The sequence below is a fragment of the Paraburkholderia sp. MM5482-R2 genome (genome assembly GCF_050436125.1).
In the GTDB taxonomy this organism is placed as follows: domain Bacteria; phylum Pseudomonadota; class Gammaproteobacteria; order Burkholderiales; family Burkholderiaceae; genus Paraburkholderia; species Paraburkholderia tuberum.
Window position 1 is genome coordinate 2636532 of the sequence record NZ_JBNDLP010000003.1, and the last position, 25287, is coordinate 2661818.

Annotated in this window: 17 protein-coding genes and 4 pseudogenes; 9 read left to right on the forward strand and 12 right to left on the reverse strand. The window is 63.4% G+C overall.

Going from position 1 to position 25287, the window contains the following annotated elements; translation table 11 throughout:
- Nucleotides 1–23 precede the first annotated feature (23 nt).
- The gene (locus OKW37_RS34085; RefSeq protein WP_184037292.1) at nucleotides 24–935 is read right to left on the reverse strand and encodes an AraC family transcriptional regulator; all 912 of its coding nucleotides are present in this window, start codon (nucleotides 933–935) and stop codon (nucleotides 24–26) included.
- 181 nt (nucleotides 936–1116) lie between these two features.
- On the opposite strand from OKW37_RS34085, the gene OKW37_RS34090 reads away from it, so the two are divergent.
- Nucleotides 1117–2118, forward strand: a complete 1002-nt coding sequence (locus OKW37_RS34090) for a helix-turn-helix transcriptional regulator (RefSeq protein ID WP_187613588.1) — start codon at nucleotides 1117–1119, stop codon at nucleotides 2116–2118.
- An 82-nt stretch (nucleotides 2119–2200) separates the two neighbouring features.
- Here the strand turns inward: OKW37_RS34090 and OKW37_RS34095 are convergent, their stop codons facing one another.
- The 4 genes from OKW37_RS34095 to OKW37_RS34110 all read right to left on the reverse strand — a co-directional run bounded on the left by OKW37_RS34095 (nucleotide 2201) and on the right by OKW37_RS34110 (nucleotide 6948).
- Nucleotides 2201–2962 (reverse strand): ABC transporter permease, encoded by a 762-nt coding sequence (locus OKW37_RS34095; RefSeq protein WP_187613587.1) that lies wholly within the window; start codon nucleotides 2960–2962, stop codon nucleotides 2201–2203.
- Nucleotides 2959–3885 carry an ABC transporter ATP-binding protein gene (locus tag OKW37_RS34100; protein WP_090810431.1) on the reverse strand — a complete coding sequence of 309 codons (927 nt, stop codon included), beginning with the start codon at nucleotides 3883–3885 and terminating at the stop codon, nucleotides 2959–2961. The genes OKW37_RS34095 and OKW37_RS34100 overlap by 4 nt, the downstream gene beginning before the upstream one ends.
- Nucleotides 3886–4141: 256 nt before the next feature.
- Nucleotides 4142–5836: a tannase/feruloyl esterase family alpha/beta hydrolase gene (locus OKW37_RS34105; protein WP_429403566.1), complete on the reverse strand. Its 1695-nt coding sequence runs from the start codon at nucleotides 5834–5836 to the stop codon at nucleotides 4142–4144.
- Complete coding sequence (locus OKW37_RS34110) at nucleotides 5833–6948, reverse strand: OpgC domain-containing protein (RefSeq protein WP_429403567.1); 1116 nt, start codon at nucleotides 6946–6948, stop codon at nucleotides 5833–5835. Before OKW37_RS34110 ends, OKW37_RS34105 begins: the two co-directional genes overlap by 4 nt.
- A 66-nt stretch (nucleotides 6949–7014) precedes the next feature.
- On the opposite strand from OKW37_RS34110, the pseudogene OKW37_RS34115 reads away from it, so the two are divergent.
- The 4 genes and pseudogenes from OKW37_RS34115 to OKW37_RS34130 form a co-directional block, all read left to right on the forward strand.
- A pseudogene (locus tag OKW37_RS34115) lies at nucleotides 7015–7083 on the forward strand (transposase); the annotation flags it as partial.
- Between the two features lie 127 nt (nucleotides 7084–7210).
- Nucleotides 7211–7297: pseudogene (locus tag OKW37_RS34120) on the forward strand (IS6 family transposase); the annotation flags it as partial.
- Nucleotides 7298–8196: 899 nt separating this feature from the next.
- Nucleotides 8197–8286, forward strand: a pseudogene (locus tag OKW37_RS34125) (ESPR domain-containing protein); the annotation flags it as partial.
- 285 nt (nucleotides 8287–8571) lie between these two features.
- Complete coding sequence (locus tag OKW37_RS34130) at nucleotides 8572–12321, forward strand: YadA family autotransporter adhesin (RefSeq protein ID WP_429404363.1); 3750 nt, start codon at nucleotides 8572–8574, stop codon at nucleotides 12319–12321.
- A 177-nt stretch (nucleotides 12322–12498) separates the two neighbouring features.
- On the opposite strand, the gene ltrA is transcribed toward OKW37_RS34130, so the two are convergent.
- Nucleotides 12499–13752, reverse strand: coding sequence for a group II intron reverse transcriptase/maturase (gene ltrA, locus OKW37_RS34135; RefSeq protein ID WP_429401014.1), 1254 nt, complete (start codon nucleotides 13750–13752; stop codon nucleotides 12499–12501).
- A gap of 524 nt (nucleotides 13753–14276) precedes the next feature.
- Nucleotides 14277–14518 (reverse strand): annotated as a pseudogene (locus OKW37_RS34140) (IS6 family transposase); the annotation flags it as partial.
- 372 nt (nucleotides 14519–14890) lie between these two features.
- On the opposite strand from OKW37_RS34140, the gene OKW37_RS34145 reads away from it, so the two are divergent.
- Nucleotides 14891–16015 carry an acyltransferase family protein gene (locus OKW37_RS34145; RefSeq protein ID WP_429403568.1) on the forward strand — a complete coding sequence of 375 codons (1125 nt, stop codon included), beginning with the start codon at nucleotides 14891–14893 and terminating at the stop codon, nucleotides 16013–16015.
- A 200-nt stretch (nucleotides 16016–16215) separates the two neighbouring features.
- Here OKW37_RS34145 and OKW37_RS34150 read toward each other — a convergent pair whose 3' ends face one another.
- Entirely contained in the window at nucleotides 16216–18114 is a 1899-nt protein-coding gene (locus OKW37_RS34150) for an ATP-dependent metallopeptidase FtsH/Yme1/Tma family protein (RefSeq protein WP_187614289.1), read from the reverse strand.
- Nucleotides 18115–18719: 605 nt separating this feature from the next.
- Here OKW37_RS34150 and OKW37_RS34155 point away from each other — a divergent pair.
- On the forward strand, nucleotides 18720–19568 hold the full coding sequence (locus OKW37_RS34155; protein WP_429403569.1) for a shikimate dehydrogenase family protein: 849 nt from the start codon (nucleotides 18720–18722) through the stop codon (nucleotides 19566–19568).
- Between the two features lie 128 nt (nucleotides 19569–19696).
- Nucleotides 19697–20320 carry an ABC transporter ATP-binding protein gene (locus OKW37_RS34160; RefSeq protein WP_184060463.1) on the forward strand — a complete coding sequence of 208 codons (624 nt, stop codon included), beginning with the start codon at nucleotides 19697–19699 and terminating at the stop codon, nucleotides 20318–20320.
- A 232-nt stretch (nucleotides 20321–20552) separates the two neighbouring features.
- On the opposite strand, the gene OKW37_RS34165 is transcribed toward OKW37_RS34160, so the two are convergent.
- Together OKW37_RS34165 and OKW37_RS34170 are read right to left on the reverse strand one after the other, a co-directional pair.
- Complete coding sequence (locus OKW37_RS34165) at nucleotides 20553–21560, reverse strand: zinc-dependent alcohol dehydrogenase family protein (protein WP_184060461.1); 1008 nt, start codon at nucleotides 21558–21560, stop codon at nucleotides 20553–20555.
- Nucleotides 21561–21689: 129 nt separating this feature from the next.
- Entirely contained in the window at nucleotides 21690–22004 is a 315-nt protein-coding gene (locus OKW37_RS34170; RefSeq protein ID WP_429403570.1) for an antibiotic biosynthesis monooxygenase family protein, read from the reverse strand.
- 190 nt (nucleotides 22005–22194) lie between these two features.
- Between OKW37_RS34170 and copM the strand changes: the two genes are divergently transcribed.
- Nucleotides 22195–22590 carry a CopM family metallochaperone gene (copM, locus tag OKW37_RS34175; RefSeq protein ID WP_429403571.1) on the forward strand — a complete coding sequence of 132 codons (396 nt, stop codon included), beginning with the start codon at nucleotides 22195–22197 and terminating at the stop codon, nucleotides 22588–22590.
- Nucleotides 22591–22603: 13 nt separating this feature from the next.
- On the opposite strand, the gene OKW37_RS34180 is transcribed toward copM, so the two are convergent.
- Together OKW37_RS34180 and prpF are read right to left on the reverse strand one after the other, a co-directional pair.
- Nucleotides 22604–23845, reverse strand: coding sequence for an MFS transporter (locus OKW37_RS34180; RefSeq protein WP_090809240.1), 1242 nt, complete (start codon nucleotides 23843–23845; stop codon nucleotides 22604–22606).
- 221 nt (nucleotides 23846–24066) lie between these two features.
- The gene (prpF, locus tag OKW37_RS34185; protein ID WP_429403572.1) at nucleotides 24067–25254 is read right to left on the reverse strand and encodes a 2-methylaconitate cis-trans isomerase PrpF; all 1188 of its coding nucleotides are present in this window, start codon (nucleotides 25252–25254) and stop codon (nucleotides 24067–24069) included.
- Between the last annotated feature and the right edge of the window lie 33 nt (nucleotides 25255–25287).

Genomic DNA, 25287 nt, shown 5'->3' on the forward strand with positions numbered 1-25287 from the left:
GCAAGCATCAGCCGGCGTGCATCTCAAGCGCGCAGCCGGTAGGCGAGCGGCGTCGCACCATAGCCACGCTTGAACTGCACGGAGAAATGACTGGCATTCTCGAAGCCAACTTCGAGCGCGATTTGCAGCACGGTTCGATCCGTGGCGCGCAGCAGCCTCGCCGCTTCCTCGAGCCGCAAGCGCGTCACGAACTGATGCGGCGTCTCCCCGGTCTCGCGGCGAAACACCCGGGCAAAATGAAAACTGCTTAGGCCGGCCTGCTCGGCCAGTTCGGCGATCGCCAGATCTTCGGCGAGATTGGTGCGGATGTACTCGGTCACTCGGCGAATCCGGCGCGGCACCAGCCGTTCGGGCCGCGTCGCGCCGCCGCGCCGCGCGTCGTTGCCGCTCGAATAGTGCTGCAACAGATGCGCGGCGAGCGCGTGAGCCAGCGTATCGACATACAGACGCGAATCGGCCGGATCGCGGGCGGCGCGATGCAGCGCGGCAAGCATCGCGGCGATCAGCGGATCGTTGAAGCGCATCGCGTCGCCGAGCGACAGTTCACGCGACGCGTCGAGCCCCATCTGTTGCGCGACGCTGTCGATCAAATCGCGCTCGATGTGCACGTGCAACGTAGACAACGGCTCGTCGCTGATCGAATGCCAGCGCCACGAGATCGGCGTGGGCGGCACGAACCACAGGTCGTTCACGCGCATATCGGCGCTTTCCCAAGCTCCGCCGAGGTTGCGTTCGAGATGCTCGGCGCCGCTCGCGAGCGTCATCAGCGTGAAGTCGCGCAAACCGGGCGCTTCGAGCAGGTCTTGCCGCACCGGCTCGAGATACGAGCGCAGCACCAGATGCCGCCACTCGCGATCCACGCTCGACACGAGTCGCTGGCCGGCCATGTAGCGGTCGTAGGCGAGCGTCGTCGTGAGCTTGGGAATTCGTGCCATCACATCCCCTCGAAGGAGGTGCCGTATGGAAGGAGAAACGCCGCCGTACCGTATTGCCGGTCCACTGTCAGCGCAAGATCACAAAAATGATAGCAAGGAACCGGCTACCGACATTTCACGAAATCGCTAATCATTGAGGTTGTCGTCTTTCACGCGTTTAGAACGCCGGAGCTACCGTTTCATGGAACATGAATGCGATACGCTGCCGCAATGGCTGACCGGCTCGCCGCAAGGCGAAGCCGGGCACGCGTCGGCAGCACACCCGAGAGCGGCATCCGCCCAACCGGCTTACCCGGCCGGCGCGCGGCACGCCGCGCAATCAGCCCACGCGGCTGAAGCAGTGAAGATGTCTCCCCGCGCCGCGAATGGTGCGGGTCGCAGTGGCTTTCTGACTCTGTTCACCGAGGAAGAAATCGGCACGCCGTCGCCCGCGGCGCGGCGGGCCGCGCCGCTGATCGGTCCGCTCGGACGGTTCGGCAGCGCGCAGGACCGCATGGAGTTCGTGCGTCGGCGCATCAGGCAATTGGGCTTCGACTCGTTCAGCTATACCGCCACGCGCACGTCTTCGCATCACAAGACGATGTTCGTGTTGACGAGCTACGAGTCGCAGGCATGGCTCACGCGCTATTTCCGCGAGCGCTATTTCGAGCTCGATCCGCGCGTCGCGCTCGCGTCGCCGACCGGCATGCCATTTCTGTGGAATACCGCCGACCTGCGCGCCGATCTGCCGCGCGCGCAGCTGCGCAGCGAGCGGCTCGGCGCGCTGATCGACATGCTGGAGGCGACCGGCCGCAAGAGCGGCATTCTCACGCAGATGCCGCTGCCGGAGCCGGAGCTGAGCGCGAGCCTGTGCTTCAATTCGGAGATCGGCAACCCGCGCTGGATGACCGAATCGATCGTCGCGGAAACGCTGATGTTCGCGCACTCGATTCATGAGTTCATCTGGATGCACGCGAAAAGCGTGATCGGCATCGCGCCCGCGCAGCAGCAGCGCGTCGCGCTGAGCAAGCTGCAGCACGCGGTGCTGAAGGCGGTCGTGCAGGGGCAGCGCGACAAGGAAATCGCGTATTTCCTCGGGCTGTCGCCGCATAACGTCGACTATCATCTGCGGCGCTTGCGGCAGCTGTTCAACGTGCGCAACCGCGTGCAGTTGATCAATGTCGCGCAGGCGTATCTGTTGTAGTTGTAGTCGGCGTCTGCGCGTATCGATGAAGAGGGCGCGACGGCTTTTCGCTGTCGCGCCCTCTGCTAATCGCGCGGTCTTATCAGCTTTTCAAGCGATAGCCGGTCCTGAAGATCCAGCCGACGATCACGAGGAACACCGCGAGGAACAGCAGTGTCATGCCGAGACTCAGGCCGACGCCGACGTCGCCCAACTCGTAGAAGCTCCAGCGAAATCCGCTGACCAGATAAACGATCGGATTGAACAGCGTGACGGCGTGCCAGAACGGCGGCAGCATGTCCACCGAATAGAAGGCGCCGCCGAGAAACGTGAGCGGCGTGACGATCAGGAGCGGCACCAGTTGCAGCTTCTCGAAGCTGTCCGCCCAGATGCCGATGATGAAGCCGAGCAGACTGAACGTGACGGCCGTCAGCACGAGAAACAGCACCATCCAGAATGGATGCATGATCTGCAACGGCACGAACAGCGCGGCGGTCGCGAGAATGATGAGCCCGAGCAGGATCGACTTGGTGGCCGCCGCGCCCACATAGCTGACGACGATCTCCAGATACGATACGGGCGCCGACAGCAGCTCGTAGATCGTGCCCGTGAAACGCGGGAAGTAAATCCCGAACGACGCGTTCGCGATGCTTTGCGACAGCAGCGACAACATGATCAGACCCGGCACGATGAACGCGCCGTAGCTGATGCCCTCCACTTCCTTGATACGCGAGCCGATCGCCGAGCCGAACACGACGAAGTACAGCGACGTGGAAATCACCGGCGCGATGATGCTTTGCATCAGCGTGCGCCACGTGCGCGCCATTTCGAACTTGTAGATCGCGCGCATTGCGTAGATGTTCATGGGTTCCCCCGCAGCAGACTGACGAAAATGTCTTCGAGCGAACTCTGCGTGGTGTGCAGGTCCTTGAAGCGGATACCGGCGTCGTCGAGCGATTTCAGCAGCGCGATGATGTCGGTGCGCCCGCCCTCGCCTTCATAGGTGTAGGTCAGTTCGTTGCCGCCGTTCGCGACCGCGAGCCCGTAGCCGGCGAGCGAAGCCGGCACCGTGTCGAGGGGGCTCTCCAGTTGCAGCGTCAACTGCTTCGTGCCGAGCTTGCGCATCAGCTCGGTCTTCTCTTCGACCAGCATGATTTCGCCCGCGTTGATCACGCCGATGCGGTCGGCCATCTCCTCGGCTTCGTCGATGTAATGCGTGGTCAGGATGATCGTCACGCCGCTCGCCGCGAGCGAGCGCACGAGCTTCCACATGTCGCGCCGCAGCTCGACGTCGACGCCGGCGGTCGGCTCGTCGAGAAACAGCACGCGCGGCTCGTGCGACAGCGCCTTCGCGATCAACACGCGCCGCTTCATGCCGCCCGACAGCGTGATGATCTTGTTGTCGCGCTTCTCCCATAGCGACAGGTCGCGCAGCACTTTCTCGATGTAAGCGGGGTTCTTCGGCTTGCCGAACAGGCCGCGGCTGAACGACACGGTGGCCCAGACGGTTTCGAACGCGTCCGTGGTCAACTCCTGCGGCACGAGGCCGATCAGCGAGCGGGCCGCGCGATAGTTGGAGCCGATGTCGTGGCCGTCCACCGTCACGCCGCCTTCGCTCGCGTTGACGATGCCGCAGACGATGCTGATCAGCGTGGTCTTGCCCGCGCCGTTCGGCCCGAGCAGCGCGAAGATTTCTCCACGGTGGATCGCCAGATTGATGTTCTTCAGTGCCTGAAAACCGCTGGCATAGGTTTTCGACAGATTCGTGACCGAAACGATTGGCTGCATGGACTCGATGATGGCCGACACCGCTGTTGAATGACAGGAAACGGCGCGAAGGAACGCGCCGCATCCGCAATGTAATGGAAAGTGCGAAAGCGTGCAGCGCACGCGAGCGGACGAACAGATCGTGCGGTTGCGGCGCTACGTGCGCGAAAAGGCGCTGGCGCTCGGGCTGTCGGCTCGTCGGGCGTGGGCCCCGGCTCGGTCCGCACGCTTTGTTGCGCGGCTCGCCGGTCAAACAGGCGCTGCGACGACTCAGACCTCAGGGCTGCGCACAGACAAAACTACTCGCCAGATTTACATTGCCTCGGCCGAGATAGCGCGGAAACCCGGGATAGCGGCACAGCGGCCGCGAGCGTCCATTCGTCGCCGCGGCGAGATCTGTGGCCATCAGCGTTTCGGGCGCGATGCCGCGCGTGACCCACGCGTCGAGCGCGCCGAGCAGATCGACCGATGGAATGAACACGCCGTTGCCATGCTGAAACCCCGGCACCATGTACAGCCGCATGAAGCGATCGACCTCGTCCTTGCCGAAACGCGCGACTAGCGCGTCGTGATATGCGATCGTCTGGTTCGGGCTGATCACTTCGTCGGCGAGACCCTGCAGCGTGATCAGCTTGCCGCCGTGCGCGATGTAACGCGACAGGTCGGGGTTCATCGCGCCGATCGTGCCCGACAGCGCGATCAGTTGCGCGCGATATTTGCCGGGGCGTTGCGGATCGAACGTCAACGAATCGAAGTCCGCGTCGCGCGCGACGAAGTAGCGCAGATAGCCGTCGCCTTGCGCGAACAGATAGCCGTTCGCATAGAACGTCGGCACCGGTTGACGCCGCGGCTGATGCGCGAGCCCGAGCGCGCCGGTCAGCTGCGTGCCCTGGAACACGTTGTAGCCGCGATAGCCGCTCACCTCCCACGCGAGCCGATACGGCAGCGACAGCCCGTCGCGCATCGCCAGCAAGGTGGCCAGTTGCGCGTCGGTCAGACACGCATCGTCAGATGAAAGGCGCAGCGCGCAACGCAGCGAATCGACAATTTGCGCTTCGTGGGCGCGACATGCTTCGACGTCGCTGACGATGCCGTCCGACATGCCGTCGAGCCGGTCGCATACCTCGAGCGTGCGTTGATAGACGCGTTCGAGCAGCGTCGGCGGCACGAAGCCGCCCGGCGTACCGTACTCGGCCTGGCCGAGCTTCACGCCGATCAGCCGCACGCCGGAAAAATTCAGCGCGGGCGCATTGGCGATCACGCCGTCGTAGTCGTCGGGGAAGCGCTGCATCACCGTGTAGCCTTCGCGGCCCCCCGTCGAGCCGCCGGCAAAATACATGCGCTGCGGCGGCCTGCCGTACGCGTGCGCGATCAACGCGAGCGCGACGTCATGGGTTTTCTTCAGATGCGCATAGCCGAAGTTCGTCACCGCTTCATCGACGAGACCAAACGCCGCGAGCGACGAATCGCCGACATGCCCCGAGTCGTCACCGAACGTCGCGTAGCCTTGCGCGAGCGGCGTGCGATCCGGCGAGAACGGCATCACGCCGGTGCCGCTGACAACCACGCCGTTGTACCCGCCGCCGCCGATCTGCAACGCACGGCCATTCCAGCGACTCGGCAGATTCAGATCGAAGCGGATGTCGGGCGTTGTCCGATTCAGCGCCTTGATGCGGCCCGTGATGCGGCAATACTCGCCGCCTTGCTGATTGCCCGGCGCGGTCGCGCCGATCATCGCCGCGCTTTCGATCAGCGCGCCGGCCGTCGGCATCTCGATCAATTCGGGCGACAGCACCGCGCCCGCGAACTCCGCGCAGTGCATCGCGAACGGCGTCTCTTTGGCCTGCGCGGCCGTGCGATGCATCGCGAGCCACGCGAGCACGACGACGCTCATCACGGTTGCGAGTCCAACGAGCTTGCGCGTCGTGCGCATCGTGGTCGTGATGCGCACGCGGCGCTCGCGTCGTGTCATCCGCAACCCGCGCCATTCGCCTGTGCGCCCGACTGCTGCCCTTTCCAGCCGCTCCAGCCGCGCGCGATCATCAGCAGCGCGCCGATCGCCGCGAGGTCGCCGCCGAGCCCGACCAGCACCGCGCGAAAACCGTGAAACGTGTGCGGTGTCGCCGTGTCGATGATCAACGACACCAGCGTGCCGGTCACGAAGCACACGAGTCCGGTGCGCCCCACCGTCACGACGGCGGGCAGCCGCCTCGCTAGCCACGCGATACTGCCCATCCGCACGAACTGGGCGGCGAGCCACGCGATGACGATGAAATTGATCACACGTTCCACTGAAAGATTCTGCTTGTGCGTGCCGGACAAAGGCTGCGTCAGCACGAAAAGTTTGACCATCGCGAAGCCAAGCACCGCGACCACCGCGACGCGCGTGAGCCACTGCGCGGTATAGCTCGCATGAAAACGTTCGCTGATCGGCTGCACGCGGCACAGCATACCAAGCATGAACATCAGTTGCCACGCAAACGGATTAAAAGCCCAGTCGGCGACAGCGTCAATGCTGAATAACGCGGCGAGCGGCCGCGCGACGGCCCACACCGCGACGCTCACCGCGAGCGCGAGCGATGCAGAGCGGCGCGCGAGCGGCACCATCACGGGCACGCATAGCGCGAACAGCACGTACATCGGCAGCACGCTGGACAGATACGGTTGCCGGCGCAACAGCGCGATATCGAATGCTTGACGCCATGGCTGCAACGCGAACGGCGGCCAGCCGGTCATTTCTACCATCGGCCGATTCAGATCGAGCAGCGCGAGAATCGCGCCGGACACGAGCGTCAGCACCGCCGTCAACAGATACGCGCGATAGATCTCCCCGCAGCGTTTGAGGAAGCGCAGCTGCGCCGCGTGTTCGCCGCGATGCGCAAGCACCGCCGTATACGCCGCCGCCGATGCATAGCCGCCGAGAAACACGAACACCTCGGCCGAATCGCACAACGCGTACGCGTGCAGCATCAGATGCGATAGCGTGCTGCCGGGAATGTGATCGAGCACGATGACGATCAGCACGATACCGCGAAAAAAATCGACTTCGACCGAACGTCCACGGCCACGGCCTGGGGTTTCCATTCGTCTTCTCGAAGAATACGCGCTGGCGGCACGCAAGAACGTCAATGGCCACGCATCAGCGGGTGCGATCCTGAACGCACGCAGGCTTTCTTATCGAGCTTCGGTCCGATCCGTCAGCACTTCGCGCTCAAGCGAAGGCCGGCATGACCAGCCGGATGGCGGGCTGTTCGCTGAAGGGATCGGTGGCTGGCGGAAACCATGTCGCACTCCTGTCCTCACCTAACCGCTTGACCACAGTTGGGGCTCTGCGGCGTGCACGGCAGAAGTATTTGTGACGTTGCGCGGCGAGCCTTACCTGCTGTGGCGCGCTGTTGATCAACACGGGACTGAACTCGATATCTTCATGGAGGATGGCGGCTCTCAGCGTTCTTTCCCGCTCGAGAAACTCCAGCTGCAGGCGAGTCTGCCGGAGAGCGAAATCGGTATAGCGATCCTCGACGTAGTCCGTGACCGTCGATTTCAGCACAACGCCGGTCAACAGCACCAGGACAAACGAGACCGCGACGCCCGCGCCCATGACGAGCGTCCGCTGATAGCGGTTCAGCCTGCTCGGCTCATCAACGCGTGAGTCGCGGTTGAGCGTGTGAACCACGCGTCCATGCCTGCTGGAATCTGTGCTCTGTGATGGCATGGCGGACCTGAATCAGGGACGCAAGAAATGATTTCCGCATCATACGGCGATTCCGACTCGTTGCGTGTTTGATGTCGATTGAGCCGCCTGTGGCGGGCGGCGTTGCGGTTTGCGCCTGTCCCCGCCTTCACTTCTGGTCGTCGCCTGTTACGTGAAGCTCGACTGAAACCCGTTCGGCGCGCGGTTGCACTCGTCAGCGCAAGCATTGGCGACGGGCATCGCTGAACTGTTGACAGTTGATGAAACACATAGGGCACCCTTTCCACTATCTGCCGTCCCGTCAAGATTTCTGACCTTGCCACGCTCTCCGCGTTAGCAGGCAGTGCCGCCATCTCAAGCGCTGCAGCGCTCAAATACCGGCCCGCGCCGATTCGGACCGGTCCTATTTTTATCCAATCTCAAAAATATAGACTGAACCCAGTTACAGAGATTTAGCAAAGGCCTGCCCCAGATTGACTCGGCAGAAATCTGGCCGATTCTTACTGCGGCCATGAGCTTTCTGGATCGTCATCGCCCCCGTTTTTGCAGCTGATATCGAACAGCAAGAAATGGCAACGGCGATTTGGCATTAGTTCGCATACCTCAGTTCTTTTTCAAACTTTAAAAGGAATCATGTCATGAACAAGTCCTATGTCAGCATCTGGAGTGAAGCCCTTGGGTCGTGGGTGGCTGCATCCGAGCACACTGCACGTCGCGGCAAGCGCAGCAAGTCACGCTGCGTGATGGGTAGCATCGGCGTAGCCTTGGGTGTGATTGCCGGCTACAGTGGGAATGCTGCTGCTAAAGTTGCGAACCCTATTGGCGCCTATGGCAACATTGCTATTGACAATTCGACCAGCACCGCCGTCGCTGCTTCTGCCAGCACTCCTGGATCGATAGCGATTGGTGCTGGTGCAAACGCTAAAGGCGACGTTAATTATGACGGTAGCTCGGCCATTGCCATCGGCGATTCAGCCGAGGCGAACGGGGGTGGCACGATTGCGCTCGGCGAAATGGCCGTTGTCAACGGTGATCGCTCGGCAGCTTTCGGCCCAGCTTCAACCGTGAGTGCCTCAGATTCTGTGGCGCTCGGTTTCGGGAGCACGGTCACCGCGACCAATAGCGTAGCTTTGGGCGTGAATTCGGTGGCCGACCGGGCGAATACGGTGTCGGTAGGCACGTCCACCGGCCAACGCCAGATTGTGAACCTGGCTGCAGGTACCCAAAGTACGGATGCCGTCAATCTGAGCCAGCTCGGCGGAGTGGTGAATGCGCTAGGCGGTGGGGCGGCGATCGAGTCGGACGGCACGATCAGCGCGCCGAGCTACAGCGTGGGCGGTACGACGGTCAACAACGTGGGTGACGCGTTTGCCAACATCGACGAAAGCGTGCGCCGCAACGCCACATTGATGGATAACCTCAACGATGGCCTAGTGATGATCCACAACATCGCGCTCGACAACAGCAAGGACATCGCGATCAACAAAGCCGACATCACGAAGATGAGTGGCGACATCACGAACGTCACCAACAGCCTGAACGACGGCACGATCGGTCTGGTGCAGCACGACGCAGCGACCCGGAACATAACGGTGGCCAGGGATCTGGACGGCACGACGGTGGATTTCGGTGGCACTGAGGGCGCGCGCACGCTGAGCGGCGTGAAGGCCGGTGCGCTGAGCGACACCAGCACCGAAGCGGTGAACGGTTCGCAGCTGTACGCCACGAACCAGCAGGTGGACCAGAACACCAACTTGATCACCAGCCTGGACGACCAGGTGACGAATATCGGTGGCCAGGTCACCGACGTGTACGAGAAGGGCACGAAGTACTTCCACGCGAACTCGACGGGTGAGGATTCGTCGGCAGTGGGTCAGGATTCGGTGGCGATCGGTATGGGCGCGGTGTCGAACAACACGAATGATGTGGCGCTGGGCGCCTCTGCCACGGCCAGCGGGGGAAACTCGACTGCAATCGGTAATCACGCTCAGGCGGCAGCCGCCTACGCCACTGCGCTTGGTCAGGCGGCTGCTGCAAGCGGGTTCGTCGCAACTGCGATCGGTTCGTCCGCTGAGGCGGCAGGCGACCACGCCACTGCGGTTGGTGCAATGGCTGATGCGGCAGGCGCCTCAGCCACTGCGATCGGTACGTCCGCTCAGGCGGCAGGCGGCTGGGCCATTGCGATCGGTTCGCACGCTCAGGCGGCAGGCATAGATGCTATTGCGCTTGGTGCGTACGCTGCTACGACCGTGGATAGGGCAACGGCACTGGGCGCCGATGCTTCTGCAACGGAGAAGGGCTCGGTAGCGCTGGGCGCAGGCTCGACGACGTCTGCGGCGGTGGGCACCAGTGGAGCGACCATCGGCGGGACGGATTATGCGTTCGCCGGTGCGAACCCGGCGAGCACGGTGAGCGTGGGCAGCGCAGGTAACGAGCGCACGATCACGAACGTGGCCGCAGGCCGCCTGAGCGCGACGAGCACGGACGCGGTGAACGGTTCACAGTTGCACGCGACCAACCTGAGCGTGACGGCCAACGCGACGAACATCGCGGCCAACACGGCTGCGATCACCAGCATCGACGGCCGCGTGACCAACGTGGAAGGCTCGGTCACGAACCTGACGCAGCAGCTGGACGGCGGCAGCGTCGGCCTGGTGCAGCAGGACGCGACCAGCAAGGCCATCACGGTGGCCAGGGACCTGGACGGCACGACGGTGGACTTCGGTGGAACTGAGGGCGCGCGCACGCTGAGCGGCGTGAAGGCCGGTGCGCTGAGCGACACCAGCACCGAAGCGGTGAACGGTTCGCAGCTGCACGCGACCAACCAGAACGTGACGGCCAACACGACGGCGATCACCACCATCGACGGCCGCGTGACCAACGTGGAAGGCTCGGTCACGAACCTGACGCAGCAGCTGGACGGCGGCAGCGTCGGCCTGGTGCAGCAGGACGCGACCAGCAAGGCCATCACGGTGGCCAGGGACCTGGACGGCACGACGGTGGACTTCGGTGGAACTGAGGGCGCGCGCACGCTGAGCGGCGTGAAGGCCGGTGCGCTGAGCGACACCAGCACCGAAGCGGTGAACGGTTCGCAGCTGCACGCGACCAACCAGAACGTGACGGCCAACACGACGGCGATCACCACCATCGACGGCCGCGTGACCAACGTGGAAGGCTCGGTCACGAACCTGACGCAGCAGCTGGACGGCGGTAGCGTCGGCCTGGTGCAGCAGGACGCGACCAGCAAGACCATCACGGTGGCCAGGGACCTGGACGGCACGACGGTGGATTTCGGTGGCACTGAGGGCGCGCGCACGCTGAGCGGCGTGAAGGCCGGTGCGCTGAGCGACACCAGCACCGAAGCGGTGAACGGTTCGCAGCTGCACGCGACCAACCAGAACGTGACGGCCAACACGACGGCGATCACCACCATCGACGGCCGCGTGACCAACGTGGAAGGCTCGGTCACGAACCTGACGCAGCAGCTGGACGGCGGCAGCGTCGGCCTGGTGCAGCAGGACGCGACCAGCAAGGCCATCACGGTGGCCAGGGACCTGGACGGCACGACGGTGGACTTCGGTGGCACCGATGGCGCGCGCTCGCTGAGCGGCGTTGCCGACGGTGCGATTGCAGCGGGCAGCAAGGAAGCCGTCAACGGCAGCCAGCTATATGCGAACTCGGCGAGCGTGGCCGCTGGTCTGGGTGGCGGCTCGACCGTGAACGCGGACGGCACGATCAGCGCACCGAGCTACAGCGTGGGCGGTACGACCGTGCATAGCGTAGGCGATGCCGTCACCAACCTGGATGACCGGGTCACGCAGAACACCACGGACATCACGAAGCTGCAGAACCAGGTGGGCGATGTCGGCACGCAACTGTCGGGCGCGGTGCAGTACGACCGTAACGGTGACGGTTCGGTGAACTTCGGTTCCGTGACGCTGGGTGGAGGCCAGAGCGCAGGTCCGGTGATCCTGACCAATGTGGCGAACGGCACGAGCCAGTATGACGCGGTAAACTACGGCCAGCTGTCGGCGTTGCAGGACCAGGTGACGGATCTCAACGGCCAGGTGAAGGATCTCGGTTCCCAGGTGTCGAACATCCAGCCGGTCACCCCGGATGTTTCGTCGTCGGACCGCAACAGTGAAGCAGTGGCTAACGCGGCGATGCCGGGTACCGGTGCGGGCAGCACGGTGGTTGGGGCAAACGCCAGCGCCGCAGCAGAGAACGCGGTGGCAGTGGGCACCAATGCGGCGGCGACCGGCGTCAACTCGACGGCGATCGGCACGGGCTCGCAGGCTGGCAATGCGAACTCGGTGGCGTTGGGTCAGGGCTCGGTGACGGATCGCGATAACTCGGTATCGGTGGGTTCAGCGGGTCACGAACGCCAGATCACCAACGTCGCAGCGGGTACGGCGGACACGGATGCAGTCAATGTCGGTCAGATGAACAGCTCGGTCGCACAAGGCGTTCAGCAGGCCAACAACTACACCGATCAGCGTATCAACGCGACCAACCAGGCGGTCAACAATCTCGCCAGGAACGCCTACTCGGGAATCGCCGCCGCTACCGCGCTGACGATGATTCCAGAAGTCGATCAAGGCAAGAAACTGTCGTTCGGTATCGCGGCAGCGACTTACAACGGTTATCAGGCGATCGCACTGGGCGGTACGGCTCGTATCAAGGACAACATCAAGGTGAAAGCGGGTGTTGGGATGTCCGCGGGTGGCACGACTGCCGGGATTGGTGCCTCGTATCAGTGGTAAGCGGTCGGCGGGAAAGGGTGCGTGTGCCCTCTCCCGCTTTTTCACGATTGATCAACAGCGCGCCACAGCAGGTAAGGCTCGCCGCGCAACGTCACAAATAGGTAAGTAGGCCCGGGGGATTTCACCCCGAGCCTCTCGCAGAACCGTGCGTAAACCTCGCGATTTACACGGCTCCCGTTATCCAACCTTTACCCCCAGAAACTGCCAGTGCACAAACTGTCGCGGGTACGCCTTCCTCATCTTGTGCAACCACTCGTCGCTACGCCGCTTATGCCGTCGTAGTGTTTTGTACTTGCACCGGGCCCAGCGTGCGAGCTTGCGGTCCAGATACCGACCGAGCCCCTGCATGGCCGTCCGATAGAAAGCCCCGTAATAGTTCCACCAACCACGTATCGTGGGATTGCATTGATCGGCCAGTTCGACCAGTGACCTGAACGTCTGACGAGGTAGCCGCCACCCCCGCACTGTCTGTCTCATCCGTTTCAGGGCATCACGACTCACGCCGGGCAGAAAGCTCGTTGAGAGCTGCCCAGACCTGGTCATCACCCTTCGCGGACGAAACAGGAAACCCAGAAATGTGAAGGTCACATTCGGGTAGGCTTGAGTACGGCTTCGGTCCCTGCAATACACGATGCCTGACTTTTCGGGATGCATCTCCAACCCGCATTCCGCCAGCCGCGAGGCAATGGCATGCATGACCTCCTGCGCCTGCGCCTCACTGCGGCAGTGGACCACCGCATCATCGGCATAACGCGCAAAGGGACATTGCGGGAGGTGTCGCTGCATCCATGTGTCAAGCGCATAGTGCATGAACAGATTCATCAGCATCGGGCTGACCACTCCGCCCTGGGGTGTACCGCGCACCCGTGGCAGTCTCGCTCCGTCCGCAGTCTCGAACGGCGCAGTCAGCCACCGCTCGATATACAGCAGGATCCAGTCCACCTTGATGTGCCTACGCACCGCCTTGAGCAGGAGGCCATGATCAATCTGATCGAATGCCGCCTTGATGTCAAACTCAACGACCCAGTCGTATTTCCAGCAGCGCTCACGCGTTACCGCAACCGCCTGTTTCGCCGATCTCCAAGGCCGGTACCCATAAGAATCTTCATGGAATATCGGCTCAAGTATCGGCTCGATCATGAGCTTGACAACCGTCTGGGCCACTCGATCTGACACGGTGGGCACGCCCAGCTTTCTGGTACCACCCTTGGCTTTCGGTATCTCAACCTGCTTCACCGGGGGCGGGAAATACGAACCCGACGACATCCGGTTCCACAACTTGTACAGATTGCCCGACAGGTGCTGCTCGAACATGGCGATCGTTTCATCGTCCACGCCTGCAGCACCCCGGTTGGCCCTCACCAGCTGATACGCTTCCCACACCGTGCGCTTCGCAATGCAATACGGTTTCGTTGAGGTCATGTCACTCATCCCCACCATGCAGGTTGGTGACCTTCGTCAACCGGATAACGCCACCCCTTCGCTCCACCCTCATTACAAGGGCTTCAGCACTACTACGGGCAGCTCCGCCCCTCGTTGCGGCATCGGTATTCTTCCTTATGGTGTCTGCCATTTGTCATTTCCCTTTGCATCCGCAACAAGGTTCTCACGTTCCGTACTGAAGCCTGTGTTGAGCTCATGCCGCCTTTACGCCGACTGCCATCAGGTCCGTAAGCAGGTCTCGTCCTGACTGATCCTGGAGCGACGAAGCGGCTCCAGTTTTGACAGCGCTTTAACACCTTAACGACGCGTCATCGAACGGTTTGCTTTCGCTCATCTTCTCAACACGTACCTGCCACCCTGATGGATGACTTTTCCGCGGTCGCTCACCACCACGCCTTTTGAACGCAGCAGCACCGGGCGGTTTGGAGCCTGCTCCTGCAAGCCGACTCCGGGAGGCCAACTCCCATCTTCAGTACAGCACCACAAGCTTTCGCTTGTGTTCGTGACACACCTTCGTCAAGGTGCCATGTCGTGCCGGGCTTGCGACGCGCCGCTTTCACACGGTGGGCGAAACGGGCACCGAATTTATCGCACCAGCGTCGGACTGTTTCGTAGCTGACGATAACCCCCGCTCGAATAGCAGCTCTTCGATATCACGCAGGCTGAGCTGAAACCTGAAATACCAGCGGACCGCGGAACTGATGACCGCCGCTGGAAAGCGATGACCGTGGTAAAGCGATTTTTCATTCTTCATCACGCGATCCTACTCGAACATCTCAGCATCGTGACAGTGCCCATCAGCGTGCCGACCTGTGCGAACGACAAAAGACTCGATCGTTCAATGCATCACCTATGACGCAGGCGAAGGCGCTGACGATGCGCCTCTAATGTTCGCTTTCACAACGGCTTTCTGAAATGGAGTCGTTGGCGACTGGTAATACTAGGCGCGTCTTTAGCGAACACGCGGAAAGTTTTGCGGCTTTTCATGCACGAAACAGGGACCCCCGTCTTCATGGATGGACGCGAGCCTCGAAAATAAATCGTCGAACGCGCGCTGCGATTTTTTTCGCATTTTTTCCCCGTACGATGTTTTCGTGCTTTTCCGCCGCTTTGCGAATAGAGGTTTATGAAAAACAGAATTGCCGGATTCGATGGATTGCGCGCGATCGCTGTGCTGATGGTGTTTCTGCAGCATCGACTCTTCGGCGACATCGGCGAAATCGGGCATCTCGGCGTGTGGATCTTCTTTGCGCTGAGCGGCTTTCTGATCATCGGCATCCTGTCGTCGCGGCGCGCGCGCATCGAAGAGGGCGACAGCTGTTTCCGCACCGAACTCGGGCGCTTTCTGTTTCGTCGCACGGTGCGCATCTTTCCGATCTATTACCTGATGCTCGTCGTGATGTGCGTGCTGATGGCATTCGGCCTCGCGAATCCGGAACTGGCGAGCGGCATGCCGTTTCACTTCGCGTATCTGTCCAACTTCTGGATCGGCTCGGTGCTGCGTTACTGGCCGGGCCGCTATTCGCACTTGTGGAGCCTCGCGATCGAGGAGCAGTTCTATCTCGTCGCTGCGCCGTTTTTGCTGCTGCTCGCGACGCGGCGACATCGAGCGGCATGTTGGGCGATCGTGGCGCTCGGCCTTGCCGCGCTGTTCGCGATGCGCGCCGCGCATTGGGATGAGATCACGATCTATACGCACCCGTTGAGCAATGTCTGGTTGCTCGCGTTGGGCGGCATCGGTGGTCTGATGATCGAGGACGATCGCGGCCGCGTGCGAGCCTGGCTCGGTCATGGCCTGACGCTGTTCGCGCTGAGTCTGGTCGTGATCGGTTTGTGCGCGGCCGAGCCGAAGTGGAACATGCTCGACGATCCCTTGCTGTTTACCGCGATCAGCGCAACGTACGGGATCGGTATCGCGGCGCTGGTGGCTTCGATCGCGTGTTGCCGCAATGCTGCCGTGATGGGTCTGCTACAGACGCGTTGGCTCGCCGGTCTTGGGCGTATCAGTTACGGCTTCTATCTGTATCACAACCTGATCCCCGATCTGACGCGTAACCGTCACGCCGAGGCGTTGTTTGGCGGCACCGTGCCGATGTGGGCACACATGCTTGGCATCCTCGCGTCGTTTGCGATTTCGCTTGGCATTGCGGTGCTGTCGTGGCGGTTGATCGAGGCGCCGATTTTGCGAGTGAAGACGCGCGGCGAATCGGTATTGAAAGCGGCGGAGAACGTCGCTTCCGACGTAGCCTGAAAGATCGAACCAGGTCGCCGATCTATCCGGCTACGCGCCTCACGCTATCATTCGGCCTCACCACCCGGCCGCCCTTCATCTGACGCACTCCACGGGACCGAACCGGCCAAACGAAAGAAGAACACGATGCGCGCGGCGCTTTCCCGCGATGCCGGCCGCCCCGGGATCGTCGGACTTCGCGTAGCGCATCATCAGGCCCGTCAAGCCGCCGCAGGCTCGTGCACGATCTTCAGCGTGCTCTTGTGCTCGGCGATGAACCGATAAACGGTGTCCCCGGGTACGGTCTCGTGCTCGAGCAACTGGTCCGAAATGTCGCGCAGTACCGGCTCGTACGCGTGCAGTAGCCCGTAGCAAAGTTCGTTGAGCTCCTTGAGCAGCACGTTCGCATGCTCGATTGCGCTCTTCATTTGCAGGCCCGCATACTGCGACGGCAGCGCCGCGAGACTGAACAGATCGCCGTCGCTGTTGAAGCCGAACTTCGACACCATGTCGAGGCTGATACGCGAGGCCTCCTGCAAGTCCGACGCGGCGCCGCTCGATGCTTCGGAAAACATCAGAATCTCCGCGTTGCGTCCGCCGAGCAGCACCTGGATCTCGTTGCGGATTTCCGTTTCGCGGTACAGGTGCTTGTCCTGCGCCTTCGTGATCAGCGCGACGCCAAGCGCGCCGCCACGCGGCAGAATCGTCACTTCCTCGAGCACGCCGGTGCCAAGCAGCGCCGCGACCAGACCATGACCCGCCTCATGCACCGCGATGCGCCTGCGCTCGTCCTCGGTGAGTGCGCGCTCGGCGCCGCTCACGTCGCCGATGCGCGCGATCTTGATCGCTTCCATGAAGTGCTTCGCGGCGATTTCGTTATCGCCCGCCTTGCGCGCGATCAGCCCCGCCTGATTCACGACCATCGCGACGGTGGCCGGCGACAGTCCAGTCGTCAAACGCGCGAGCTGGTCGTAGTCGATATCCGCCGCCTTCGATTTCAGCCGCTGCGCGTAGAAACGGAAAATCTTGGCGCGGTCTTCGCGATCCGGCAGACGCACCTGCACCGTGCGATCGAAACGGCCGGGACGGCGCAATGCTTCGTCCAGATTGTCGGGATGGTTGGTCGCGGCCACGACGATCACGCCCTCGTTCGACTCGAAGCCGTCCATCTCCGCGAGCAGCTGGTTGATGATCCGGTTGCTTTCGGCTTCGACCGGACCACCGCCGGTGTCGGTTCGTTTCGCGAGACCGTCCGCTTCGTCGATGAAGATGACCGTCGGCGCGTTCTTGCGCGCGAGTTCGAACAGGTGCCGCACCTTCTGGATACCGACACCGTAGTACTTCGCGCTGAAATAGCTGCCCGTGATCGAAATGAAGTTCGCGCCGCATTCGCCGGCCAGCGCCTGAGCGAGCCGCGTCTTGCCGACGCCGGGCGCGCCGACCATCAGGATGCCGCACGGCGCGCGCACGCCCAGCGACGAGAACTGCTTCGGATCGGACAGGTAACCGCGAATGTCGGCGAGCGCGGCCTTCGCTTCGTTCGCGCCGATCACGTCGTCGAAACGGAGCGTCGGTGTTTCGCTGAGCAGCTTCGCGCCGCCCTTCATCTCGCGTCGCATGAACCACGCCATGCCGCCGATCAGCACGAGCGGCAGCAGCACGCTCAGCGCGTCGCGGAACTGGTCGAACAGCTGGGTCCAGCGTGCACCGTCGCTGTGGATGTCGACGTCGGGCAGCCACACGAGCTGATACGCGGCGGCGTCGGAGCGCTCGCCCAGCAGCAGCGCGTGCGAGAAGGTTGCGTTGTGATCGGTGACGAAGTACTTCGAGCCGTCACGCAGCGACACCAGAATCGCGTTGGGACTCACGCCGATCGCCGCGACGTTGGTGTCGTGAATGTCGCGCAGCATCGTCGACGCATCCTTCTCCGCATGCGTCCACGCGGATGCATCGTGACGCATCTGGCTCGCAATGCCGCTCAGCGCCGGCGCCTGCGGCTCGGCGCGATGCTGGATATACCAGACGCCCCAACCGACCAACACCGCGATCAGCACCGCCACAGCCGCCACCGCAATTTTGCGTGCGCGCTTTTTCCCAAGCGAATTATTTCCCGGCTTCATGAGTCATTTCCAAAATGCGGACTTGAACAAGCCCTTACTTAATCAAGCTTTCTGTCAAACTTACCTGTCGAAATCGGAAGGCGGAGTCTGCGGAAAATCGGCTGGGGGCGAAGCGCCACACGGCGAGGCTCAAAGGACAATTCAGAAGGACGACGATCTGTGCGTCCCGGTGAGCCGCGTTAGCCGAAGGTACTATGCCGGCGGTACGCGTCTGTCAAAGCCGCGGAAAAGGCCTATTTGTACCATCTATCCGGCCATCGACACGCCGGAAGGGGACGCAGCAAGCGCGCGTAGGGCGTCGCCGCCTTGGCTCCGCGCACAGTTTATCAGCGTAAAAAGCAGCGCGTGTTTTTAATGTCTATATCTAACCGCACCCCAATTAAAATCAGTCACAATTACTGACAAAGCGTAATTAGACGGACCTAAATGATCTGAAAATAGGCCACGATTAAGTCAGGATTTTGGAATCAGCTGGGCAGGATGAGCGACGGCTCTCTACGGACCCGTTCGCGTCATCGACACTTTCTCTCAGGTTCTGCTTTTTGGGCGCCGGCGCCGAGCGGCGTCGACGGTTCTTTCCTATGCTGCACTCAGGAGATTCGATCATGCAGCGGGCTGAAACCCCTTCGTTCGCGGCGTCGCTCGACGCGGGTCTGAGCGGCGCGACGCGCGTGTATTTCATCGTCGGCGATCCGATTGCGCAGGTGCGCTCGCCGTCCGGCGTGACCGCCGCGTTGCGTTCGGCCGGCCGCGATGCGCTGGTGGTGCCCGCGCACGTCGCGCCAGCCGATCTGCCGGCTTTTTTCGCGGGCATCGCGCCGATGCGCAACGTCGACGGCGTGATCATCACGGTGCCGCACAAATTCACCGCGGCGAGCTATTGCGCGACGCTCGCCGAAGAAGCCGCGTTCCTTGGCGCGGTCAACACGCTGCGCCGCAACGCCGATGGCGGCTGGCATGGCGGTATGTTCGACGGCACCGGCTTCGTTGCGGCGCTCGTCGCGGCGGGCTGCGAACTACAGGGCAAGCGCGCGCTGCTGGTCGGCGCGGGCGGCGCGGGCTCGGCGATCGGCCATGCGCTGATTCAGCGCGGCGTCGGCTCGCTCGACGTGCGCGACAACGACGTCGAACGCACCGGCTCGCTGACCGCACGGCTCAATGCGCTCGGCCGAGGCACGGCGCGCGGTGCGGCGGCCGACCTCGACCCGAGTCCGTATGACGTGGTCGTCAACGCGTCGCCTCTCGGCATGCGCGCGGGCGATTCGTTGCCGATCGACGTCGCGCGCTTGCCGGCCACGACTTTTGTCGGCGATGTCGTGACGAAACCGCCACTTACGCCGCTGATCGAAGCGGCACGCGCGCGCGGTTGCCCGACCGTGACGGGCACGCAGATGTTCGAACGCGTGTGTGATCGGATGGTGGAGTTCTTTCTGGACACGCCGACGTCTACGTAACGGCGCGAAGGAACCAGGCGCGCGCTGCTACACTGGCGCGAAATTGCCGTGGCGCAGGTCCCGCACGGCATGCACGAGGCGTGGCGCAATCCTGCGCCGCGTTCACATCGCCCTCTGCGCGCCAACCCATGCTTCGATTCGACAACCTCAGCAAGCGCTATAGCGACCGCGTCCTGTTCGAAGGACTGCACTTCGACGCGACGTCCGGCTGCGTCGCGTTGAACGATGAATCCGGCAGCGGCAAATCGACGTTGCTCGCCATCCTCGCCGGCGCGCTCGAACCCGACACCGGCGACGTATGGCTCGGCGGTCATTCGCTGCGCGCCGCGCCGCATGCCGCGCAAGCGCTGCTCACGTATGTGCCGGAAGACAGCATGAGCTGGCCCGATCAGACCGGCCGCGATTATCTGCGGCAGGTTGCGGCGGCGCGGCACACCGCTCTGACCGACGACGTGCTCGCGCTCGCCGAACGCTTCGGCCTCGCGCCGCATCTGGACAAACGTTTCGAGCAGATGTCGTATGGCAGCCGCAAAAAGGTGTTTCTGACGGCGGCCGCGCTCGGCGAAACCCGCGTGCTGATCGCCGACGAACCGGCCGGCGGACTCGACGCGTCAGCGCGCGCGGTGCTCGCCGAGCTGTTCAGAACGCTCGGCACGACGCGCACTCTGTTTTTCACGAGTTACGACGAAGGGTTCACGCAGGCCTGCGAGGCGACGGGTGTCTGTTTCGCGGACCTCGCGAGGGGCATTTGAGCTAGGGCCTGTTCACGCTAATAACGGGCTTGCGCTGGCCGCCAGAAGGGCCGAGCGCAAGGATTGCGACGCAACGAATACTCGACGTATTCGCAAGGAGCATGACGCGGCGATCGGCCCTTCTGGCGGCCAGCCCCTTGAAGGTTTTTTTAAAACAGGGGAACCCGTTATTAGCGTGAACAGGCCCTAGCGATCCCGCGGGTCATGCGGGCCGGGCGCGAGCGTTGAATCCTCAGATCGCCACACAAATCTTGCCGAAGTGCGCACCCGATGCCTCGTGCCGGAACGCGTCGGCGAGCTTGTCCAGCGCGAACGTGCTGTCGATCACCGGCTTGATGCCCGTGGTCTCCAGCGCGCGCACCATGTCGATCTGATCCTGCCGGCTGCCGACGATCAGCCCTTGCAGACGCTGTTGCCGCGCCATCAGATGCGCGGTCGGCACCGGACCCGCGCGGCCGGTCAGCACGCCGATCAGCGCGATGTGCCCGCCGATGCGGCATGCGGTGATCGACTGCGGCAGCGTGCCGGGACCACCCACTTCGATCACGTGATCGACGCCGCGCCCGTTGGTGATGTGACGCACTTCTTTGCCCCATTCGGGATTGTCGCGATAGTTGATCGTATGGTCGGCACCCAGTTCGCGCAGCTTCGCGAGCTTCGCATTCGACGACGACGTCGCAATCACCGATGCCCCCATCGCCCTCGCCATCTGCAAGCCGAAGATCGACACGCCGCCGGTGCCGAGCACGAGCACGCTGCTGCCTGCCTTCAACTGACCATCGACGACCAGCGCGCGCCACGCGGTCAGCCCCGCCGTGGTCAGCGTCGCCGCTTCGGCGTGGCTGTAGCCGGCCGGCGCGCGCGTGAAGTAGTGGCTCGGCAGCACGACGACTTCGCGCGCGTAGCCGTCGACGCCGTCGCCGGGGGTGGTCGCAAAATCGCCGATCGCGGGCGAACCGTTTTCCCAGTGTGGGAAGAAGCAGGACACGACGTGATCGCCGGCCGTGAATTCGCGCACGCCTGCGCCGACCGCTTCGACGACGCCCGCGCCATCGGCCATCGGGATGCGGCCCGCTTCGGCCGGCAGATTGCCGCTGACGACGCCGTAGTCGTGGTAGTTCAACGAACTAGCGCGAATGCGCACGCGAATCTGCCCGGCCTCGGGCTGACCGGGATCGGCGAGATCGACGACCTGCAGGCTATCGACTGTGGCGGGCGAACCGATTCTGACGGCTTTCATGTTTTCGATCCTTGGTGAGTGGTGCGCTGCCGTGAGCAGCTCGATGTCCACGCGCGATGCGCGTCGGATGTGCATGCGCCATGCCCGCGCGAATGCGAACCGGCATGCAGGCGCCGCGCGAGCACCGCGCTATTTGACGGTCTGGATGACTTCGAAGCCTTCGAATTCCGGGTGGCCGAGATACAGCACGCGGCTTTCGTTACCGGCACTGCGATGCGCGGCACGAAACGCGTCGGACCTCGTCCATGTCTCGAACGATGCATGGTCGCGCCAGATCGTATGGCTCGAATAGAGGACGTGATCGTCCTTGCGCGGTCCCTTCAGCAAATGAAATTCCACAAAGCCCGGCACCTCTTTCAGATGGGTGTCGCGCGTGGTCCACAGATGTTCGAAGGCGTCCTCGGAGCCGGGCGCCACTTTGAAGCGGTTCATCGCGATGTACATGCTGTCAGCCTCGTTGAGTGAGTGATGCTGCCAATGATGCTGGCTTGGTCATCCAGTCGCGTTTCATTATAGGCGTGCGTTGCTTTGCCTCCGCTTGACCTTACCACGGCAGGAAGCTCCACGATGTCCGACGTGACCGTTAGAATCGCGCGGATCACGTCGCCACACTCTTCAACAACGGAAAACCAATATGAAAAACCTTCGCGCGTTGCGCGCTCTCTGTGTGTTCGGCGGTTTGGCATTCGCGGCGGCGGCTCTGCCCGCTCACGCGCAACATCAGGGCATGCCCGGCATGGACATGCCGGATTCGGCGCATACCGACGCGAGCGCATCGACGCAAGCCTTCAAGGCCGCCGACGAGCGCATGATGCATGAGATGAGCGCCCCCGAATACACCGGCGACGCCGACCGGGATTTCGTCGCGCACATGATCCCGCATCACCAAGGCGCGATCGAGATGGCGCAGGCGGAGTTGAAATACGGCAAGGACCCGGAGATCAAGCGGCTCGCGCGCAACATCATCACGGCGCAGCATGACGAGATCGCGTTCATGCGGCGCTGGCAGGAAAAGCGCGGCGGCAAGTAACGCAGCGCGAGCATCACCAGCGTGGCTGCTTGCGCAACAGCGGCGTCATCGCGATCAGACCGATGATCGGCCCAGGCAGCAGCAGCCATGCGACGCGCACGTCGAGCGCGTGAAATACGCTGGTCGACCACAGGATCGAGCAGGCGGACAGGAAAAAGCCGAAGCTGTTCTGCAGCGTCAGCGCGCCGCCGATCTTGTCGGCGGGACAGGCCTTCACGGACAGCGCCGAAAACTGCGGCGAATCGGCGATCACGCTGATGCCCCACACGAGTAGTAACCCGAGCTGCGCGGCGGTGCCGAGCCCCGTGGTCAGCGGATAAATCGCGCACAGCGTGCCCGAGATCGTCAGCGCGAGAGCGGCGGTACGCGCGCTGCCGACCACCTGGCTGAGTCTGCCGCCGAACAGGCAGCCGAGCGCGCCGATCGCGATGATCAGGAACGACCACAACGCGACGGTGCCCGGCGCCGCCGGCGCCCCGCTCGCGAACGCGCGCTGCACGAGCAGCGGCGTCAGCGTCCAGAACGCATACAACTCCCACATGTGACCGAAATAGCCGAGCGCGGCCGAGCGAAACTCGCTGATGCGCACGACCTGCCCGACGCCCGCCGACAAACCGAAGCGTCGGCTGCCCGAGCGCCGCGCGTGCGGCCCTTCGCCGAGCACGAACACCAGCAGCGCGCCGATCACCGCGAGTCCCGACGAAGTGAGCACCACGGTTTGCCACGGCACGCTCGACAGCAACGCACGAATCGCATGCACCGACGCCGTGCCGAGCGTCAGCATCGCAACGAGCAACGCGAGCGTCTGCGCGGCGCGGCGCGGGTCCCACGTAACGAGCAGCTTCATGCCGAGCGGATAGATGCCGGCAAGCGCGACGCCCACGCCGAAGCGAAACACGAGCGCCGACGCGAGCCCGCTGCTGCACAGCGCGAACAGCGCATTCAAGGTCGCGCCGAGCACGCCGCAGACGGCGAACACCTTGCTCGCCGACACGCGATCGGCGAGTCCGGTGGTCGCCGACAGCAAGGTCCCGACGATAAAGCCAGCCTGCACCGCATTCGTCAGCCAGCCGATACCGGACGCGCTCAGATGCCAGGCGATCTGCAGATCGCGCATCGCGCCGTTCGCGCTGAACCACAACGACGTACCGAGCAATTGCGCAATCGCGATCACGAGCACCGCGCGTCTCGCGCGCGCGATGTCGTGCGCCGCGTCGCCGGACTTCGTTGCGTCGGCGTCCAGCCTGTTCTGCATCGTGGCTCCTCTGCGTCGGGACTGAGTCGGCCGCTGGGGAGTGGTTATGGGAGCGCGGCCGAAGCGGCCATTGTAGACGACGCGAAGGTTTGCATCGGCCGCGTTGCGCAATGCGTCGTCCGGTTCGACCGCGAGCACCGTATGCCCCCATCGCCGCGAGCGCGACGGCCTGCCCTACGTAGCCTTCCGTGCCGCTGACGTTGGCCGACACCGGCGCCGCCTCAGCCCTGCTGCGGTACCCTGACCCACCCCTCCATCAACACGCGCGCGCTGCGGCTCATGATCGCCTTCGTGACGACCCACTCGCCGTCCTTCTGACTCGCCTGCGCGCCGACGCGCAACGTGCCCGACGGATGCCCGAAGCGCACCGACTCACGCTCGCCGCCGCCCGCCGCCTGATTGACGAGCGTGCCCGCGATCGCCGCCGCGGTGCCGATCGCGACCGCCGCCGTGCCCATCATCGCGTGATGCAGCTTGCCCATCGACATCGCGCGCACCAACAGGTCGACGTCGCCCGCGCGCACCGGCTTGCCGCTCGACGCCACGTAATCGACCGGCTTCGCGACGAATGCGACCTTCGGCGTGTGCTGCCGCGTCGCGATCTCGTCGAGATGCTTGATGAGCCCCATGCGCAGCGCGCCATGCGCGCGAATCGTCTCGAACATCGCGAGCGCCTTCGCGTCGCTGTTGATCGCGTCCTGCAACTCGGTGCCCTTGTAGCCGATCGCCTCGGCGTCGACGAAGATCGTCGGGATGCCCGCGTTGATCATCGTCGCCTTCAACGTGCCGACGCCCGGCACTTCCAGGTCGTCGACGAGATTGCCGGTCGGGAACATCGCGCCGCCCGCGCCTTCTTCGCCGGCGGCCGGGTCCATGAATTCGAGCGGCACTTCGGCGGCCGGGAAGGTCACGCCGTCGAGCTCGAAGTCGCCGGTTTCCTGCACCGCGCCATCGCTCATCGGCACGTGCGCGATGATCGTCTTGCCGATATTGGCCTGCCAGATGCGCACGATCGCGACGCCTTCACGCGGCACGCGGCTCGCCTCGACGAGGCCCGCGCTGATCGCGAACGGCCCCACCGCGGCCGACAGGTTGCCGCAATTACCGCTCCAGTCGACGAACGCCTTGTCGATCGACACTTGACCGAACAGATAATCGACGTCGTGATCTGGCCGGCTGCTGCGCGAAACGATCACGGTCTTGCTGGTGCTCGACGTCGCGCCGCCCATGCCGTCGATCTGCTTGCCGTACGGATCGGGACTGCCGACCACGCGCATCAGCAGCGCGTCGCGCGCGGCGCCCGGTCGCTGCGCGGCCTCGGGCAGATCCTGCAGACGGAAAAACACGCCCTTGCTGGTGCCGCCGCGCATATAGGTGGCCGGAATCTTGATCTGGGGAAGGTGGGCCATGAAGGTGTCCTGAGGTGACATGTTCTTTGATGA